Annotated in this window: 23 protein-coding genes; 11 read left to right on the forward strand and 12 right to left on the reverse strand. The window is 62.2% G+C overall.

All coding sequences use genetic code 11. The annotated features are described in order from the left end of the window. A partial coding sequence (locus tag CCR94_RS02505) for an SMC-Scp complex subunit ScpB (protein WP_193938410.1) occupies positions 1 to 327 on the forward strand: 327 nt, incomplete at its 5' end. Positions 328 to 380: 53 nt separating this feature from the next. Here CCR94_RS02505 and CCR94_RS02510 read toward each other — a convergent pair. Then, on the reverse strand, positions 381 to 677 hold the full coding sequence (locus tag CCR94_RS02510; protein ID WP_104506310.1) for a type II toxin-antitoxin system RelE/ParE family toxin: 297 nt from the start codon (positions 675 to 677) through the stop codon (positions 381 to 383). Then, positions 667 to 945, reverse strand: coding sequence for a type II toxin-antitoxin system ParD family antitoxin (locus CCR94_RS02515; protein WP_104506311.1), 279 nt, complete (start codon positions 943 to 945; stop codon positions 667 to 669). Before CCR94_RS02515 ends, CCR94_RS02510 begins: the two co-directional genes overlap by 11 nt. A gap of 200 nt (positions 946 to 1,145) precedes the next feature. On the opposite strand from CCR94_RS02515, the gene CCR94_RS25835 reads away from it, so the two are divergent. Further along, a complete protein-coding gene (locus CCR94_RS25835) occupies positions 1,146 to 1,358 on the forward strand; it encodes a hypothetical protein (protein WP_425332305.1) in 213 nt (70 codons plus the stop codon). A gap of 312 nt (positions 1,359 to 1,670) precedes the next feature. Here the strand turns inward: CCR94_RS25835 and CCR94_RS02525 are convergent, their stop codons facing one another. The 4 genes from CCR94_RS02525 to CCR94_RS02540 form a co-directional block, all read right to left on the reverse strand. Beyond that, entirely contained in the window at positions 1,671 to 1,880 is a 210-nt protein-coding gene (locus tag CCR94_RS02525; protein ID WP_104506312.1) for a cold-shock protein, read from the reverse strand. A gap of 289 nt (positions 1,881 to 2,169) precedes the next feature. Beyond that, entirely contained in the window at positions 2,170 to 2,370 is a 201-nt protein-coding gene (locus tag CCR94_RS02530; protein ID WP_104506313.1) for a hypothetical protein, read from the reverse strand. A 253-nt stretch (positions 2,371 to 2,623) separates the two neighbouring features. Beyond that, positions 2,624 to 3,325, reverse strand: coding sequence for a response regulator transcription factor CtrA (ctrA, locus tag CCR94_RS02535; protein WP_104506314.1), 702 nt, complete (start codon positions 3,323 to 3,325; stop codon positions 2,624 to 2,626). A gap of 146 nt (positions 3,326 to 3,471) precedes the next feature. Next, entirely contained in the window at positions 3,472 to 3,816 is a 345-nt protein-coding gene (locus CCR94_RS02540) for a cytochrome c-type biogenesis protein (protein ID WP_104506315.1), read from the reverse strand. Between the two features lie 155 nt (positions 3,817 to 3,971). Between CCR94_RS02540 and CCR94_RS02545 the strand changes: the two genes are divergently transcribed. The 4 genes from CCR94_RS02545 (at position 3,972) to CCR94_RS02555 (ending at position 5,451) form a co-directional block, all read left to right on the forward strand. Then, on the forward strand, positions 3,972 to 4,169 hold the full coding sequence (locus tag CCR94_RS02545; RefSeq protein WP_104506316.1) for a WGR domain-containing protein: 198 nt from the start codon (positions 3,972 to 3,974) through the stop codon (positions 4,167 to 4,169). A gap of 123 nt (positions 4,170 to 4,292) precedes the next feature. Beyond that, positions 4,293 to 4,778 carry a transposase gene (locus CCR94_RS25580; RefSeq protein WP_206605758.1) on the forward strand — a complete coding sequence of 162 codons (486 nt, stop codon included), beginning with the start codon at positions 4,293 to 4,295 and terminating at the stop codon, positions 4,776 to 4,778. Continuing rightward, entirely contained in the window at positions 4,775 to 5,251 is a 477-nt protein-coding gene (locus CCR94_RS25585) for an IS1595 family transposase (protein WP_206605759.1), read from the forward strand. Before CCR94_RS25580 ends, CCR94_RS25585 begins: the two co-directional genes overlap by 4 nt. Further along, positions 5,248 to 5,451: a hypothetical protein gene (locus CCR94_RS02555; protein ID WP_104506317.1), complete on the forward strand. Its 204-nt coding sequence runs from the start codon at positions 5,248 to 5,250 to the stop codon at positions 5,449 to 5,451. Before CCR94_RS25585 ends, CCR94_RS02555 begins: the two co-directional genes overlap by 4 nt. Positions 5,452 to 5,623: 172 nt before the next feature. On the opposite strand, the gene CCR94_RS25385 is transcribed toward CCR94_RS02555, so the two are convergent. The 3 genes from CCR94_RS25385 to CCR94_RS02570 all read right to left on the reverse strand — a co-directional run bounded on the left by CCR94_RS25385 (position 5,624) and on the right by CCR94_RS02570 (position 9,968). Next, the gene (locus CCR94_RS25385) at positions 5,624 to 5,971 is read right to left on the reverse strand and encodes a response regulator (protein ID WP_244593907.1); all 348 of its coding nucleotides are present in this window, start codon (positions 5,969 to 5,971) and stop codon (positions 5,624 to 5,626) included. Beyond that, positions 5,857 to 8,766: a PAS domain S-box protein gene (locus tag CCR94_RS02565; protein WP_104506319.1), complete on the reverse strand. Its 2,910-nt coding sequence runs from the start codon at positions 8,764 to 8,766 to the stop codon at positions 5,857 to 5,859. Before CCR94_RS02565 ends, CCR94_RS25385 begins: the two co-directional genes overlap by 115 nt. Positions 8,767 to 9,002: 236 nt before the next feature. Beyond that, complete coding sequence (locus CCR94_RS02570; protein ID WP_158254586.1) at positions 9,003 to 9,968, reverse strand: ATP-binding protein; 966 nt, start codon at positions 9,966 to 9,968, stop codon at positions 9,003 to 9,005. A 105-nt stretch (positions 9,969 to 10,073) separates the two neighbouring features. Between CCR94_RS02570 and CCR94_RS24920 the strand changes: the two genes are divergently transcribed. Next, entirely contained in the window at positions 10,074 to 10,415 is a 342-nt protein-coding gene (locus tag CCR94_RS24920) for a hypothetical protein (protein ID WP_158254587.1), read from the forward strand. Here CCR94_RS24920 and CCR94_RS02575 read toward each other — a convergent pair. Beyond that, on the reverse strand, positions 10,382 to 11,113 hold the full coding sequence (locus tag CCR94_RS02575) for a response regulator (RefSeq protein WP_104506321.1): 732 nt from the start codon (positions 11,111 to 11,113) through the stop codon (positions 10,382 to 10,384). The two genes, CCR94_RS24920 and CCR94_RS02575, sit on opposite strands and share 34 nt — an antisense overlap. A gap of 258 nt (positions 11,114 to 11,371) precedes the next feature. On the opposite strand from CCR94_RS02575, the gene CCR94_RS02580 reads away from it, so the two are divergent. From CCR94_RS02580 to CCR94_RS02595, 4 genes are all read left to right on the forward strand, one after another. Beyond that, on the forward strand, positions 11,372 to 11,893 hold the full coding sequence (locus tag CCR94_RS02580) for a Spy/CpxP family protein refolding chaperone (protein ID WP_158254588.1): 522 nt from the start codon (positions 11,372 to 11,374) through the stop codon (positions 11,891 to 11,893). A gap of 91 nt (positions 11,894 to 11,984) precedes the next feature. Further along, on the forward strand, positions 11,985 to 12,845 hold the full coding sequence (locus tag CCR94_RS02585; protein ID WP_104506323.1) for a hypothetical protein: 861 nt from the start codon (positions 11,985 to 11,987) through the stop codon (positions 12,843 to 12,845). Positions 12,846 to 12,901: 56 nt separating this feature from the next. Continuing rightward, positions 12,902 to 13,324: a hypothetical protein gene (locus CCR94_RS02590; RefSeq protein ID WP_104506324.1), complete on the forward strand. Its 423-nt coding sequence runs from the start codon at positions 12,902 to 12,904 to the stop codon at positions 13,322 to 13,324. Then, positions 13,321 to 13,935: a GNAT family N-acetyltransferase gene (locus CCR94_RS02595; protein WP_104506325.1), complete on the forward strand. Its 615-nt coding sequence runs from the start codon at positions 13,321 to 13,323 to the stop codon at positions 13,933 to 13,935. Before CCR94_RS02590 ends, CCR94_RS02595 begins: the two co-directional genes overlap by 4 nt. An 84-nt stretch (positions 13,936 to 14,019) precedes the next feature. On the opposite strand, the gene CCR94_RS02600 is transcribed toward CCR94_RS02595, so the two are convergent. Both CCR94_RS02600 and CCR94_RS25590 read right to left on the reverse strand, forming a co-directional pair. Then, complete coding sequence (locus tag CCR94_RS02600; RefSeq protein WP_158254589.1) at positions 14,020 to 16,611, reverse strand: HAD-IC family P-type ATPase; 2,592 nt, start codon at positions 16,609 to 16,611, stop codon at positions 14,020 to 14,022. 654 nt (positions 16,612 to 17,265) lie between these two features. Next, on the reverse strand, positions 17,266 to 17,511 hold a 246-nt coding region (locus tag CCR94_RS25590), incomplete at its 5' end, for a hypothetical protein (protein WP_206605760.1).

Below are 17,511 nucleotides of genomic sequence, written 5' to 3' on the forward strand. Positions count from 1 at the left end.
GTGACGCGCCGGGATCTGTCGCGTCTGATCGGCAAGGAGATCAGCCGCGATATTTTCGCGCGTCTGAAACGATTTGGGCTGATCGGCGCCGGCCCGCGTTCGCCGGCGCCCGGCGCGCCGCTGACCTTTGTGACGACCAAGCTGTTTCTGGAAATCTTTGGTCTTGGGAGCTTGCGCGACCTGCCCGACATCGAAGCCCTCGAAGAGGCCGGCCTGCTGGAGCGCGGAGCGGATCTGGATGAAAAACCGGGCGTCGACGATGCGTTCGACCGCGCCCTCGGGCTCATGCTCAAGGACGATCAGGAGGAGGATCCCCAAATTGGCTGACGCGCTGGAGGGCGGACTTTGCCCGGCTTCCAGCGCATTTTATGTGTTCGATATTAATCAATATTTTCCGGCTGAACATCCTGACGGCCGTTGAGGGCGCGCACCAGCTCCACCCCGTCGGGGAGGGGCCGATAAAACAGCACGTAATTGCCGACCGGGAAGCTACGGAGGGCGGTCGCCAACTCCGGCCGCGCACGTCCTGCGAGCGGATTGTCGCGCAACATAGTCAAGGCGACTTCGATTTTGTCGAGCAAGCCATCGGCGGCGCGCTCGTTGTCGTCGGCGATGAATTGCCAAATATCGATAAGATCGAGCCGGGCAAGCGGAGAACGCAGAAGCCTATTTGCCATGAGAAGGAGCAGTCTTGGCGCTTTGGCGCTGACTGCGAGCAGCCGCTTTAATTTCCGTGATGTCGAGCGGTTCGCTGGGGCCGCTGTCGAGGCCCGCGCGAATATCGGAGCGGAGGGCTTCCAATTTGGCGGCGCGCATTTTCTCGCGTTCCTCCACCAGACGGAGGCCGTCGCGCATGACTTCGCTGGCCGACGCATAGCGCCCGCTCTGCACCAAACTCCTGACAAAGCCCTCGAAGTGAGAACCCAGCGTATAGCTCGAAGCCATGCAATCGATCTCCCCTTTGGATCGAAAAGTATCATTTGGTGATACTTCGGGCAAGTATTTAGCGGCAGGGGCGAAACGCATATGCGGGCTTTGCCATAGTCAGACAACCGCCTCGCGCCGGGGGCGCGCGCGATCAAGCTTGCGCAGCTCGCTGTCACGAAATTAGCGCCGATGGCGCGCCCGGCGCGCTGCTGAGCTATGTGACCACCAAGCTGTTTCTCGAAATCTTTGGTCTTGGGAGCTTGCGCGACCTGCCCGACATCGAAGCCCTCGAAGAGGCCGGACTGCTGGAGCGCGGAGCCGAGTATGGAAAACCGGGCGTCGACGATGCGTTCGACCGCGCCCTCGGGCTCGTTCTCGACTACGATCAAGAGGTCGACGAAACAGCGCCGGCCGCGCCTTTCGACGAGTGACGCTGGCGCAGCAGCGCCCGACCGCAGCCAGCAGCGCCTCGATTTCATCGATCAGGTCGCCGGCTCGTGTGTTCCTCCGGATCGTCGGCGGCGAGCGTGACGCCAGATTGGCGCTCCTACCGGGCGTGGGCATGGGCAAGCCCTATCCTTGAAAGCGCTGCACAAGGAGTTGCAGTCCTTTGGCCGACCGAAAGGCGGAAACGGAAATACGCCTGGGATTGAATGAAAAAGGCCAGGCATTGCCTGGCCTTTGGGTGTTCGTCTGTCGGCGGGCGCCAGTACATCCGTGGTCGCCGCCAACGATGAACTCGATTAGGCTGCTTCGAGCTGTTCGGCCGACATCTTGCCGTTCTTGTTGTCGCGCTTCAGCTCGTAGCCGAGCTTCTGGCCTTCGACGAGATCGCGCATTCCGGCGCGCTCGACAGCAGAGATGTGGACGAACGCATCAGATCCGCCGTCGTCAGGCTGGATGAAGCCGAAACCCTTGGTGGAATTAAACCATTTCACTGTGCCGGTGGTCATAACAGAACCCTCCTCATGGCAGTATTGATCGCCCGCCGTGCGAATGCGCGGCAGCTTTTCCGAATTTCGAAGTGGGGGGAGGTTCGTCGCAAGCGCACAGGCGCGGTAGAAAAACGGCCGTCCAAACAAATATCGTGTCTCTCTTTTATTCGAAATGTTTCCACATAGCAATCTAATTCATTCTGACATGAGCCAAAAACGCGGCGCAGCGTGCTTCGACTTATCGCGTCGCCCTATCATTTGGCCTTGGGCCGTGTGGGTGTCCTGCACGAGCGCGAGCTTGTGCGGCTCATTGAACCGTCGTCCTTTCCAAGGACCTTCTTGGCACGGTCAAGACGACGATCTTGACGCCGGGGCCCTCCAATTCGCCCGCCAGCCGCATTTCCTCTTCAACCGACGTGGCGTCGCCCTCGGTGCAAAGAACGATGCGATTGGGTTTCGAGCTCTTCGCCGCTATGGCCGCCAGCCTGGCTTTGACGCTCGTTTTCATTGGCCTGCCCCTGCTCAAGCGCCGTAAGTCGCTTTTCAATTTCCGCTGCGTCAATTATCTGGGTAAATCCTTCAAATATGTTACAAATCCAAACGAAAGCGCCGAATGCCCAGCGTCTCTGCGATGTCTGCGGGAGCCAGATCGAGGAAAGTCAGGACGGCGGTCGCGTCGCGTATGTCGGTCTCAAGGCTTTCGACGCCTGAAGGCGCCACCGCCCACACAACTGCTACGCCGAGCGCCTCGCCCCAAGGAATCAGGCTGAAATGCGCTCGCCGGCGTCATAAGGCTCGCGCGCCACGTAGCCGCGGCCCCAGACGGTTTCGATGTAATTGCCGCCATTGCTGGCGTTGGAGAGTTTTTTCCGCAATTTGCAAATGAAGACGTCGATGATCTTCAGTTCCGGCTCGTCCATGCCGCCGTAAAGATGATTGAGGAACATTTCCTTCGTGAGCGTCGTGCCCTTGCGAAGAGCAAGCAGCTCCAGCATCTGATATTCCTTGCCGGTCAGATGCACGCGGGCGCCGGCGATTTCGACCATCTTCTGATCGAGATTGACGACGAGGTCGCCGATGGTGATGATCGGTTGGGCGTGGCCCTGCGAGCGGCGGACAATGGCCTGGATGCGAGCGATCAGTTCGTCCTTGTGGAAGGGTTTCGTCAGATAGTCGTCGGCGCCGAAACCCAGCCCTTTGACCTTGTCCTCGATGCCGGCGAGACCGGACAGGATAAGGATGGGAGTCTTGACCTTCGCGACGCGCAGGGCGCGCAGCACCTCATAGCCCGACATGTCCGGCAGATTGAGATCGAGCAGGACGATGTCGTAGTCGTAAAGCTTGCCGAGATCGATGCCTTCCTCGCCGAGATCGGTGGTGTAGACGTTGAAGTTCTCGGCCCTGAGCATCAATTCGATGCTTTGCGCGATCGATCGATCGTCTTCTATCAAAAGCACGCGCATGGGACGGCCTCACTCTCCAAAATCGTGACGACGGTCATAGGGCATCGTCGGCCAGGTCTCTTTGCCCGTTGCTCAGATGAGCGGCAGCTCATTTTCAATTCGAAAAATTAATAGCGCCGAATGGTTAACGCCGAATGCGGTGGCTGTTAATGCCGGGTATCTGGCGCGACGGGCGCGCCACTCTGGCGGCGGCGCCATGCAGAAGTCACGCTTGCCTGTTCGACAAAGGCCGCGCCGAGCGCGGACAGCGCCAGCGCGACGGCGAGCGCGCCGCTTTTGAGGGCGAAGTCGAGTCCGAGCGCCCAAGCGGCGAATCCGGAGGAAGCCATGAGGCCGAGCGCCAGCGGGTCGCTGGGCGCCTGCGGCTGGCGCCGGCGCAACGCCCGTGCGAAGGCCGAATACCCGGCGGCGACTGCGAGCGCGGCCCCGCTCCACAGCGCCTTTGTGAACGGCGTTTCGCGTGCCTCGTAGTCAAGTGACGTTTCGCGCATCACCCAGTTTTTGTCCGCAAGCTCTTTCCGGCCGCCGGGTGCGCCGGCGTCGCCGCATGCGCCGTGCGGCTGTCATCGACGCAATGAATCAATCGCGGGCTGATTGATTCAGTTTATGCGTTGGACAGCAGGCGGATTTGCCGCGACCCTAGCCCATGACTTGCCCCGCCGAACCTCCGCTCCACCTCGAACGCATCGACGCCACGCGCAACATGTGGCGCTACTACGAACTCGAGGTGCATCCGACCTTGTTCGGCGAACACGCGCTGATAAGAACCTGGGGACGGATCGGCGCGCAGGGTCAGCGCATGATCGTGACATTTTCCGAAGGCTCATCCCGGGTTCCGGGGTGATGGCAATAGACGCTGCGGCGGCGGCGAAGGCGGTGCGTCGAAATGACTCGGGCCGGAGTGCTTTCGCGGAGCGTCATTGACTGAATCATATGGCTCTCGACTGATTCGCGAGAGGTTGGGGCCATGAGCGTTCTGATCAATCTGTCGGCGGTGCTTGATGACGCGAGATGTTTCGAACTTGTGCGTCGAATGCGCTGGCCGCAAAGCGTTCGCTGTCCCAAATGCAGCGGCGAGCATGTCGTGCGCAACGGCCATGATGAAACGCAGCCGCATCGCCAGCGCTATCTTTGCAACGGTTGCCAGTTACGTTTCGACGATCTCTCTGACACGGCGCTGGCGGGCCATCATCAGCCGCTGCGCGTTTGGATATTATGCCTGTATTTCATGGGGCTGAACCTCTCCAATCGACAAATCGCACAGGAGTTGAGCCTGAATGAAAACGACGTGCAGGAGATGACGAAGCAATTGCGCGAAGGGTTGGCCGCCAAGACGCCGCCGGTGGTCCTGTCGGGCGAGGTCGAGATTGATGAGGTCTATGTCGTCGCCGGCCACAAGGGCAATCCCGCCGCCGTCGAAAAAAAGGCCGCAAAGGTCGACGCAACAGATTGAGGGGCGCGCCTGGACGCGGGACGCTCGAAAAGGAAAAGCCGCCAATTCTCGGCATGATCCAACGCGGCGGCCAGGTCGTCTTGAATATGCTGGCCAATGTTAAGCAGACCACGATCAAGCCGATCATCGAAGCCGGTATCGCCAAGGGCGCGTTGATCCATACCGACGAATACGACATCTACGCCCGGTTGCCCGCGTGGGGATATCATCACAAGACCGTTTGCCATGGACGTGGCGAATATGCGCGTGACGAGGACGGTGACGGATTTCATGAAATCCACGTCAATACGATCGAGGGCTTTTGGTCGCTGCTGCGTTCATGGCTGCGACCGCATCGCGGGGTCTCTCAAGAAAAGCTGCCGCTCTACCTCGCGTTCTTCCAGTTCGTGCACAACGCCAAAAAACGGGGAAAGGCGCTACTGACCGCGCTCGTCGAAGCAGTCGTCGCCCCATCACCCCGGAACCCGGGATGAGCCTTTCCGAATTGGATGCCGCCAGGCGCGCGTTCAAGCGGCTGGAGGCATCGAAACGACGTCGCGGCTATCGCGATGTCCAACGCGACGGCGCGGGCTTTACCACGCCAGAACTGGCCGCGCCGTTCGCCTCCGGCGCATCAGTGAGAGCCCAGGCGGCGCAAGAGGCGCGCGGATCGTGGTCCAAGGCCACGGCGTAAGAAGGTTCAACGGGTCAGAACGGCTCAGAACAGACTTTCCAGAACAGGCCAGCGACCGTCCCGTGTTGACCCTTTGGCGACCTTCGTCGATCGCGCGAATGGCGGTCCTGAAATAGGTCGATGGGTCCAAGACCGCCGGCCGGTTCAGGGCAGAGCGTACGCGCCGGCAAGTTCAAGATGGAATGTGAAATTGGCGCCGCGATCTTCCTCGAAAGCGGCGTTCGCCTGATGACAACGACGCCAAGATCTCGAGCAGTTCGTCCGTATCGGCCGGCTTGTGCAGGATGGTGAACGCGGTGGAGGAAAGCTCCAGGATCGGCTCGACGGCGGTGTCGCCGGTCAGGACCACGGTTGGAATGGCGAAGCCGGCGCGGCGGGAGATTTCCGTCGCGGTCTGCGTCCCGGTCAAGCCGGCGCCGAGCCGATAATCGGCGAGAATGGCATCGAATCGCCACCTTTCCTGTTCGGCGAGCGCCAGGGCTTTTTCTCCGGTGTCCGCGCTGAAAACCTCGTAGCCCATGCATTCCAGCAATGTTTCATGAGCCTCGCGCACCGCTTCATCGTCGTCGATGACGAGAATGCGGCCGCCCGGACTGAAGACCGCCCGTTTGGTTTCGATGGGGGCTGGCGTGGTCTGTTCCAAGGCAGCAACAGCGAAAAGCGCGTGCCGCGCCCAAGGCGCGAGCGGACATCCACCTCCACGCCCAGGAGCTTGGCGAGGCGCGAAACAATGGCGAGCCCCAGGCCTAGGCCCCGGCTGGCGTCGCGCACGGGATTGTTGAGCTGATGGAACTCCTGGAAAATCTCGCTTTGCTTGTCGGCGGGAATTCCAATGCCGGTGTCGATGACGTCGAGCCGGACGTTGGCGCCGCGGCGGCGAAGGCCAATGAGAACGCCGCCCACGGATGTGTAACGCAGCGCATTCTCAATCAGGTTGCGAACAATCCGTTCCAACAGAGTGGCGTCGGTGTGCGTGCGCAGAGCACGGGGCGCAAAGCACAGGGAGAGACCGGTTTCAACCGCGCGGGCGCGGTACTCGTCCGTCAGCCGCATCAGCATTTCGCTCAGATCGACACTTGTCTTGACGGGTGCGACGACGCCGGCGTCGAGCCGGGCGATGTCGAGAATTCCCCTCAACAGACCATTCAGACTGTTCACGGCGTTCTGCGCCTTCTTCAGCGCGCCATCGGTGTTTTGTTTGTTCGCGATTTGCATCTCGATGACGCGCAGCAACGCTGTGAGCGATTGCAGAGGCTGGCGCAGATCATGGCTGGCGGCGGCAAGGAATTTTGACTTGGCGATATTGGCGCGCTCGGCTTCGGCCTTGGCGAGAACCAGGGCCTCCAGGGCCTGCTTGCGCTCGGTGATGTCGACGACAAAAGAGACGCCGTCGCATCGCGTCTCGTCGAGCATGGCGGCGGCGAATAAGACGGGAAGGCGCGAGCCATCCTTGCGAACATATTCCTGTTCGAACGGCGCCGAATTGACGCCGATCGCCACGAATTCTGCAAAGGAATGATCGTTGAGGCGTCCGAACTCCGGCGCGACCATTTGTCGCCAATCGATCCGGCTGGCCGCCATGTCGTCCCGCTCGTAACCGATCATCTCGAGAAACTTGTCGTTGGCGTCGACAATCTGGCCGTTCACGTTCCAGTAGAAGAGTCCCAGGAGCCCCGAATTATAGAAGCGTTGCAGCCGCTGTTCGCTCTTGCGCAGCGCCGCTTCGGCCTCGAAGCGCGCGGTGATGTCGACGCCCAGCCCGCCCACGTAGCGTCGCCCCGACGAATCGCGATAGGTGAATTTGTTGTTGAGCCACCAGCCGACGCTGCCGTCCGGATTCGGTACGGGTTCGAGAGATTCAATCGGAGCTTTCGCAGCGAGGGCCGCGAGATCGCTTTTCCTGCAGTGTTCGGCGACGGCGCGCGGGAAAAGATCGAAATCGCTTCTGCCCAAGGCGTCTTCCAACCGCAGCCCGGCGCGCCGTTGAAAATTTTCGCTCATGAAAACGTAACGGCCCTCATCGTCCTTGAGCCAGGCGATCAGGGCGCTGTTCTCGAGGAACGCCTTTAACCGTTTTTCGCTGGTCTGGACGGCGTCCTCCGCCTGCTTGCGCTCGGTGATGTCGTCGAATATCGCCACGAAATGGTCTGGACCCGGGCGGCAAACGGAGACGTTGAGCCAGCGCCCCATTGGCTTGAACGCGATCTCGAACCGCTCCGGCCGTCCGGTTTGCGCGACCCGGCCAAATATTTCGATCAGGCCAGGCCAGGCCTCAGAAACATTGGGCAGCGCTTCCGTCATGCGTTCGCCGATGACGTTCTCCACGCCGGTCAGTCGGTAAAAGGCGGGGTTGGCGGCGAGAGGGACGAAATCCACGGGTTGGCCGGATTCATCGTAAACCATCCGGCAATAGGCGCACCCATCCTGCATGTTCTCGAATAACGCGCGGAACCTTTCCTCGGCGTCTTCAGCCCGCTTGCGTTCGGAAACGTCGATGACAATGCCGATATAGCGTTCCGGCTTGCCATCGACGCCCATCACTGGGCGCCCGCGCGAAAGCAGCCAGCGTTCCGGCGCGCCGGTGGGCAGATGGACCCGCCAGGAAAGCTCAAAATCGTGGCCCGCCGACGCCTCGGCGACAATCAATTGCGTGACCCGCGCGCGGTCGTCCGGATGGACCGAGCGCCGCCAGAGTTCATAGGAGGCCTCCTGTCCGGTAGCATCGAGACCAAAGAGACGCCAGAGGTTATCCGACCAGACGTTGCGACCCGTCGCGAGGGTCCATTCCCAGATCCCGGATTCAGTGGCTTCCAGAGCAAGGCGCATCCGCGCTTCCGCGGTCTCGCGCTCGACAATTTGCTTCGACAGGTCAATCGTGCGCTCCGCGATCAGGCGTTCAAGCTCGACGCGCCGGGAGCCCTCGGCTTGCTGCCGCCTCAGGTTGGACTGCTGAACGTTCTCTACGACCCAAGATACGAGAAAGCCGTTGGCGACGAAAAACGCCACGCCCAGAAAGTCGATCGGGGCGGGCGCAACGAGCGACCCGGGCGGCTCAATCCAGAAATAGCCGGCAATGGTCGCTGAAAGATAGGTCGCCAGCCCTCCCGCCCGCACGCCCCCATAGAGCGCCGCCAGCATGACGGCCGGGTACAAGGTTACAAAGAGGAAGCGCATCCCTTGGGTGGATAATATCCATTGCAGAAGTGCGGCGGCCAGGACGAGGGCGGTGGCGACCGCCATGCCGTGGCGCCGGCCGCGATCTTGCTCGACAGAGTTTTTCTGCTGAATGGGTTGCGCCGGTTGGCTGGCGATCATCTGGCGTTCCTGTTCTCGATCCAGCCGAGGCCAGGCCGGTCACAGCCTCCTATGCCGGCGCTGGTTCGAGGTCGAGACTTCGAAATACTACAAGCAGTGGCCTAAAAGGGCACAGCAAAGTAGAATGAAATTGGACGATGCTAAATACGGCCAAATGTCGCGACGCGCTGACGAGTGCGCCATCACATAGCCTTCCGCGAATTGAAAGTCTGATATGCTTTCCCCTAGCGCTCAATTCATTGCCTTACAGGTACGGTGCGACCCTCCAGATCGCTAGCGGCCAAAGGCAGATGCACGCGGGCGATGAGTCCGTGAGGAACGTTTTCAAGCAGCGTCAAAGCCCCATTGGCTCGCTGCGCAAGGGAATTCGCGATCGAAAGCCCGAGGCCGAAGCCCTCGTTCTCGTTCATGTTCCGAGCGGCCTCGCCACGCACGAAAGGTTCCATAACGCGAGTGCGATCTTGCTGAGCGATGCCCGGCCCATCGTCGGCGACGTCGATCTCGACGGCGTCGGGCGCCGTCGCGCGCACCGAGATTTCGACGTGCTTGCCGTAGCGGGAAGCATTTTCGATCAGGTTTGAGAAAAGTCGCTGCAATTCGGGAAGCGAGCCGAGAACGGCTTGGCGCGGACCGTTGATGAACACAACGTCATGCCCCGCTTCGCTGCACTCGTCGGCAAGTGTCTGCAACAAGCTGCCGAGGTCGATCGGACCGCGTTCCAGCGGCGCATCGCCATCGCGGAGAAATTCGAGGTTCTTCTTGAGCATGTGATCCATGCTCTGGAGATCGCTTAGCATTTTGGCCCTCATCGCGACGTCCTCGATGAATTCCGAGCGCAAACGCATGCGCGTGATGAGCGTGCGCAGATCGTGGCTGATCGCGGCCAGGGCATGGCTGCGCGCCGCGATCATCGACCGGATGCGGTCCTGCATGCGGTTGATCGCCCGCGATAGCTCGACGACTTCGCGCGGTCCCTTCTCGGGCGCGCGGGCGCCGGCTTCGATGTCCTCAGGAAATTTCTCGGCTTGGTTTGCCAGCCGGACCAGCGGCGACACCACGGCCGCAGACAGCCACACCCACAAAATTAGAACGCAGATAAAGAAGAGCATCGCAAAACGCTCCCAAACGCGCGCCGCGTATGCCCCGCTCCTTCCAGCCGGACGAAGATGGGCGATCCGACGCGGTTCGGGGATGCTCACCATCAAATGGTCCCCGCTTTTCAGACCGATTGCGAAAAGTCCGCCGGAATCCTGGGATTCCGACGGCTCGCGCACGTCGGCGCCGGGGCCAAGGCGCGCCGAGATCCTTTGGCCCTCGGCGCCAGCGTCGTTCGACCAATCGGCTGGCGGGGCCGGCCGGATCGCCAGCTTCGCCCAAGGCGCGGTCCGGGCGAGGCGCGCGAGAACATCCCGCCGCTGCTCCGGCGCCGCGGCCTCGACCGCGACCACGGCGCCGGCGATGACATCGGCGGGATCGACGATCGGGCGACGCCATTCAGCATCGGTGAACATGCGGGTGGCGTCGACCGAAAAATGGAAGATCAGGATCGCGGCCAGGACAAGCAGGGCGATCTGCCCCGTCATGGCGTCCGGACGGAAGCGGCGCAGGAAGGCTTTCATCGCGCAGCCACCGTCGGCGTGAACATGTAGCCTTCGGATCGGATGGTCTGGATCAACTGGGGATTGCGGGGCTCAAGCTCCAGCTTTTGCCTCAGGCGGCTGATCAAGGTGTCTATGCTGCGCTCGTTCGGTCCATCAATCGGCCCATGCAACAGGCTGAGAAGGTGATCCCGGCTCAGAATGCGGTTGGGATGCTCGCACAGGACATGCAACAGGTCGAACTCGGCGCCTGTCAGAGCGGTCTTGGCGCCAGAGGGAGAGGTCAGTTCGCGGGTCGAGAGATCCATGCGCCAGCCGGCGAATTCATAACGCGGGCCCGGTCGTGCAAGGCTTCCGGACGGGCTTTTGGCGGCTTCCGCGCCGCCGCGCCGCAACACCGCCCGGATGCGCGCCAGCAGTTCCCTCGGATTGAAGGGCTTTGACAGATAGTCATCCGCTCCCATTTCAAGGCCGATGATCTTGTCGACGTCCTCGCCGCGCGCGGTGACTATGATGATCGGCGTGGCGCGCGCCGCGCGCAGACGGCGGCAGATCGCGAGGCCGTCCTCGCCCGGCAAATTCAGGTCGAGGATCAGGACGTCATAATCGCCCGCCGCCAGCGACCGGTCCATCGCTTCTCCACTGGGGACCACCTCCGCGTCCATATCCTGGCCCTTAAGATATCGGACGATGAGTTCGCCGATTTCGGCGTCGTCCTCGATGACGAGCGCAGCTGTTTTCCTGATCAATGGTCTCTCTTGCGATCACAACGAAAAATGCAGGAAGCCTGCCGCGCGATTGAGCCGTCCAACGCCGTCGGTGTCCAGTCACAAGACGTAGCTGGCGACGTTTCAGACATAATGCAGACAAGAACTACGCCCCCCGGAGAAATTCCAGAATCAATTCGCAGGCATAAGGCTTCTGTCCAGCCATAGCCCGATGGGCGGGGACCGGGCGATTCGCGTCAGGCTGTTTGGCGCGCGCCGTTCCCGATGACGGAGTCCGAGATGAATATTTCGAGAATAGTCGCGCTTGCGCTTTATTGCGGCGCGTTATCCTTTTCGCCAGCCGCCTTCGCCGCGCCTGACGGCGACGGCGGTCATGGGAGCAGGATCGAACGCTTCTGCGCCAAGCCCCCGGATCCCGTGCGTAGGGAACAGCATCTGGCGCGCCTCGCCGAGCGCCTTCACCTGACCGACGCGCAGAAGGATCTGTTCAAGGCCGCTCAGGACGCCCGCGCGACCGCGCGCAAGACCGCCGTCGACGCGATCTGCGCCAACCAGCCGGACGTGCATAGTTTTGAGGGAAAACTGGCTTTTCGGCAGCGCCTGCTTGAAGCCCGGCTGAACGGCCTGAAAGCGTCGAGTCCGAAGCTGATCACCTTCTACAACGCGCTGGACAACGGCCAGAAGGCGCTGTTCGACGATCTGCGCCGCCGCCAGCGCCATCATTGGGGCCATCACCATGTGGGATGGGAACATGGCGGCCATTCGGACGGCCGTCAGGAGTGGCGTTCACGAGACGATTGATTAACGGCGGTTCGCGTCGCGAATTCAGGGCGGCGCGAACCGCCATTTCGTAAAACCGCCTGAACAGGTCCGCTTGAAGACCCCGTCGCCAATGAAAATTGTCATCTACGAACGCACAGCCCAAAACCGCTGCGAAGTTGAGTTCATTCACGAGAAGCTGGCGCCAGGGCTGTCGGTCTGCGGCGACGATGTCGAGATTTCTCTCGCCAAATACGTCGATTGCGATGTCGCTGTCCTTCTGTGGTCACCGCGCAACGGTTTGGAAGAGCGCGCCCGCGCGGCGCGCGCCGTCAGGAATCTCCACCCCAAGAATCTGTTGATCCTGGAGACGCCGCTCATCCGGTCCGTCAAGCAATGGCATTTCCGCGTCGGCTTCGACCACGTCCATCGCGGCGGCCGGTTCGTTTCCGGGGATCTGCCGGACGACCGCGCCACTGCCATGGGGCTGATCCTGGCGCCATGGAAGACCGGCGACGCGGGGCCGATCATCGTCGCGGGACAATTGCCGGGCGATTTTTCGCTTGATGGCCTGGACATCAACGAATGGGCGATCGACGTCGCGGGCCATGTCCAAAGGGCTTCAAAACGCCTGGTCGTCATTCGTCCGCATCCGTTTGATGTCTCCAACGATTTGATCCTGGCCGGTGCGGCGTTGGGGATCGAAATCTCGCGTCAGCCTCTGCACCACGATCTGGCGCGGGCCGGGACATGGATTGCTTACACAAGTGGCTCTGCAATCGACGCCGTGATGGCCGGCGTTCCGACCATCTGCATGAGCGAGGCGAATTTCGCCTGGGATGTTTCCGCGCATTCCCTGGCCCGCTTGGAAAAGCCATGGACTGGGGACCGCTCTCAATGGCTGGCGAACCTCGCCTATACGCAATGGACCAACGACGAGATTGGTGGCGGCCTGTGCTGGCGCAGCCTTCGCGATCTCGTCGAGATGGGCTGAACGCGCTCCGTCGAGACCCGCACCACTGCAAGACCAGGCAAATCTTGAGGCGACTCATGCATATTTCGCATATCAAGACGAAGAATTTCGGTGTTCCCCATGGGGGCCAGCCCTGCAAGCCCAAGCCGCGATCGGTCGAGGCGGAGTTGATCACCCCCGTTCCCGAATGGGAGCGCGATGGCAAGCGGCGAAAGGCGGCCTTTCCGGCGCGCGAGGCGCGGCCCCGGGCCGGCGATGACGACGAGCCGGCCGATTTCGAGCAGGCACGGGGGCAAGCCGAACAGGACGCCGAGGACCAGAAGCGGGGCTCCGCCACACCGACACCAGAGGACGACGAATTGGCGCGGCTGCTCGGCGGGGCGTCGCCCGAGGGGCCGCCGGCGAAGATATGGGGCGCTGTCGCATCCGAGGACGCCACCTTGGAGGAATTGCTGAGCCGGTTCGCCGGCGCGGCGAAGTCTAGCGGAGGCGCGCCATGAGCGCTTGCGTTCGAGGCGCGCCCGCGCGGACTGGCGTGGCAATCGCCGTTCGATTGCGCGAAGACCGCGACGATCTGTCGATTTTCGAACTCGTCAATGAGGCGTGTTTCCGGCATGGCGCGAGTCACCTCGACCCGTTCCCCGCCCTCGACGGTTTTCGCGCCTGGTTGTCGGGCCTTGGCGACACCCGCTTCGAGACGGTGGCCGAAATCGACGGCCAGGTGGTCGGGTTCTGCGGCCTTTACATCCTGCCGCAACGCCGCAACCACTGCGCATGGTTTTTTCTCGGCGTGCGCGAGAGTTTCCAAGGGAATGGCGTCGGAAAGAGGTTGCTGCAAACCACGATTGCCGCCGCCGACATTCTGTTCGGCCTCGGGCGGCTGGAGCTGACGGTTTTCGCCGACAATGAAAAGGCGCTCAGCCTTTACCGAAAATTCGGCTTTGAAATTGAAGGCCGGCACAGGAATTTCGTCCACCGCGGCGACGAGCGGGTCGACGCCTATTCGATGGCGCGCATTCGGGCCGAAGCGGGGCCGCCCAATTCCGTTGAAGAGCTTCAGGAACGCATCCGAGAACTGGCGTGCTGGCTCCGCTCGCGCCTTGCCGAATGAAAGCTTGACGTCGTCACCCTCCCGCACGCGAAAGTCCTTTGAACTGATCTTCATCGTCATTCCTTTCGGCGGAGTGTTGCATGCTCAAGTGATGCCGAGACGTCGGAAGACCGGCGTCTTCACGAAATCCAGGATGAACGCGAAACCCACCGCCGCCGCCAACGCGCCGGCCACGACCCATGCCGGCAAGGGGGTCATCGCGATGCCTGCGACCGACAAGGTCGAGGCGATCAGAATATCGGCGATGGATGAGAGCAGAAGCCAGACGCTGGGGCGCGTGGACCAGAGGTGACGGCGCTCGCGATTGGTATAGGTCGTGGCCTGGTTGCCGAACACGATCGTAACGAAGGCCAGGGTCTGAAGCGCGCTTAGGGCGAACCTCATCTGGTAAATTCCGAAGGCCAGAATGGCTATGCAGAAAACCAGTTCGCCGATGCCCATGATGACGCCGGCGATCGTCAGATTGCCGATCCTCCAGGAGTTTGGCGCGGGCGAGGGCCGGACATTGTCGGTCGTCAGGGACATGCCGAGGAAGTCGCCGGTGATCATGATCAGGACCATCAGCAAAGGCGTCAGGATTGCATGGCCGGTCATGAGCAGGCCGGTCGCGAGAAAGAGCACCTGGACTGTTTTCTTGGTGATGGAATTCAGCGTGTACGTCAGGATACGCTGAAAGGTAATCCGTCCTTCCTTGACCGCGGCGACGATCCCGGCGAGACCGGGTTCGATCAGCACCATGCTGGCCGCCGATTTGGCGACGTCGGTCGCGGTCGAAACCGCGATTCCCATCTGGGCCTGACGCAAGGCGGGCGCATCATTGGCGCCGTCGCCGCACATGCCGACGGTGAGGCCGCCCTTCTGGAAGGCTTTGACGAGCTTGTACTTGTCCTCTGGCAGGACGCCAGCGAAGACGGCGAACTGCTCGGGACTCACAGCGTCGGGAATCGGCCCCGGCGGCCAGACGGCGCCATCAAGTCCGACGGCCTTCGCAACGATGGCCGCCGTCGCCGGCGCATCGCCCGTGACCATCACGGTCCGCACCCCCAGCCCGCGCAATTCCGCGATGAGCGCCGCCGCGTCCTTGCGAGGCGGATCGCTGAGCGCGACAAGTCCCGCGAGCTTCATCGCCGTCGCCGGCCCGGCGGCGACAGCCAGCACCCGAAAACCCTTGTCTTCAAGGTCTTGGGCGGCCGTGGCGGCGGTCGGCGAGGACTGGGCGATGCCGACGACGACGCTGAAGGCGCCCTTGACGATACGCAGCGGGTTTCCCGTCGCATCATTCGCTGTCGCCTCGGACATCTTCTTGCCCGGGTCGAAGGCGGCGAACGCGATCAGCTTGGGCGCGTCGGAAACGGCCTTGCCCGCGGCCGCCGCGCGGATCGCTCCATCGACCGGGTCTTCGCCGCCATCCGAACTCGCGAGCGCCGCCAGCGCCAGAACATGCGCCTCGTCAAATCCTGGCATTGGCCGAACGGTTGCAACGGTCAGTGCGTTTTGCGTCAGCGTGCCGGTTTTGTCGGAACACAACACAACGATCGACGCCGCTTCATCCACGGCGGAGAGGCGCGTTGGAAGGACGCCCTGCTTGGCCAAGGCCCGCGCGCCGACAGCCGCAGCCAGGGTGAAGGTCGCCGGAAGCGCCACGGGTATCGACGCGAGCAACGCCGTCAGGACAAGCGGGATGATGTCCGTGACCGGCATAGCCAGAAACCAAGCGTAGCTCACAAGCAGCAGGATGACGCCGCCATTGAAGGCGGCGAGATTGCGCACCACGCGCAGAACGGCCTTTTGCTGCGAACTCACGACGTGGGCGGCGCCAACGAGTTCGGCGGTGCGGCCGAATTTGGTGCGCGCGCCGGTGGCTGTGACCTCGGCCTCGGCCTCGCCGCGCCGAACCAACGCCCCCGCAAAAGTCTGAACGCCCGCGCCGGCTTCGACAGGTACGGATTCGCCGGTGAGCATGGACTGATCGAGCAGAACTTCGCCGCTGATCAGCTTCACATCCGCCGCGACCACGCCGCCCAGCGAAAGCTTCACCCTGTCGCCCGGCGCCAGCTCCGCCGATGGCACGGTCTTCCAAGCGCCGTCGCGTCGGACAGAGGCTGTCATCGCGAGCCGCGACTTCAGCGCCGCCAGCGTCGCCTGGGCGCGCGTTTGCTGGAAGAGTCCGATCGCGGCGTTGAACACCAGCAGAAGGGCGATAATCGCCGCTTCGACATATTTGTCGAGCGCCAGTTCAACCACGATAACGACTTCGAGCATCCACGGCACGGGCGCCCAAAACATCTCAATCGCCATCCGCAACGGGTGCGCGCTTGTGTCCGGCATCGCGTTGGGGCCGAATTTTGCGAGCCGGCGACGGGCCTCGTCACCGGTCAAGCCATCTTTCGAAACGGCTTTGGCGTCCGCGTCAGAGGGCGCAAGGGGAGCGCCTGTCGCGGTCGATGACGCTTGCTGGAGGAGTCCGAGCGCGGCGGTGAATACCAACAGAAAGGCGACAATCGCCGCTTCGACATATTTGCCGAGCGCCAATTCAACCACGATAACGACTTCGAGCATCCACGGCACGGGCGCCCAAAACATCGCAAGCGCCATGCGCAATGGCTGCGCGCTTGTGTCCGGCATCCCGTTGGGGCCGAATTTCGCGGGCCGGCGGCGGGCCTCGTCGCCGGTCAAGCCATCTTTCGAAGCTTCCCTGGCCCCGGCCGTCCGTGCCAAATCGGGTGCCGGTCCCGGCTGGGGCGCCGAAATTGGCGAGTCCTTCACGCGCGTTTTCGCAGCCGAGGCGGCATCTGTGTCCTTGCCCGGCTCACCCTTGGTATTCATGACGAGTGGTCCTTTACGTGGCTCTCCCAGCTTCGTTGATCGGCCGCCAATTCTCGGCGTAAGCGACGACCGGCGTCTTGCCGGCAAGCGGCTTCCAAATCGGCGGATAGCTTCGCTATCCTCGCCATTTGGGCCGAGCGCGGCGGTTCCGACTGGCGTGCGATTAGTCAACGCCTCCGTATCAGGCAGGCAAACGAGGACCGGATCAGCCGAAACGTCCACAAGGCCATTCGCATGGCGTCAAACCCAGACTCGGAATCTACTCAACATGGACGGACATCAAAGAGGATGGCTTGCAATCGCCTGGCGCGACCGGCGTGGCGGCGAGTTTTGCTGGCTTTCAGCTTGTAGGCATCGCCCTGGGCGGCCTGGGCGTGCTGACGGCTTTCGCCGCCTGGTTCGCATTAGCGAGGCTATCGCGCGCGTTAGCCAACGCGCGGCGGGTGAAGGAGCAGCTTAATCGTCGCTGTGCACACTGGCGATCGTTTTCTCTCACATAGAACCCTAGGGCTCGATGGGCCGCGAGTGACGCGCTTCTCTCGCCGCCGCTGCTTCAGCCTTGCGAAGAGCGGACTCGTTTACGCGCCAGTCGAGACCGGGTTTCGTCGTTGTTCCGTCCGGCTTGAGCGTATGGACGACGCGGCGGTCGTCGTAGCAATAGGTAGAGCTCGCGTGGTAAAACTCGTTTTGCTGGCAAGCGGCGGCAAGAGCGGCCTCGGTGTTCTGTGCGTAGTAGGCATGAACCCAGGA

Source organism: Rhodoblastus sphagnicola (genome assembly GCF_002937075.1).
GTDB classification, from domain to species: domain Bacteria; phylum Pseudomonadota; class Alphaproteobacteria; order Rhizobiales; family Beijerinckiaceae; genus Rhodoblastus; species Rhodoblastus sphagnicola.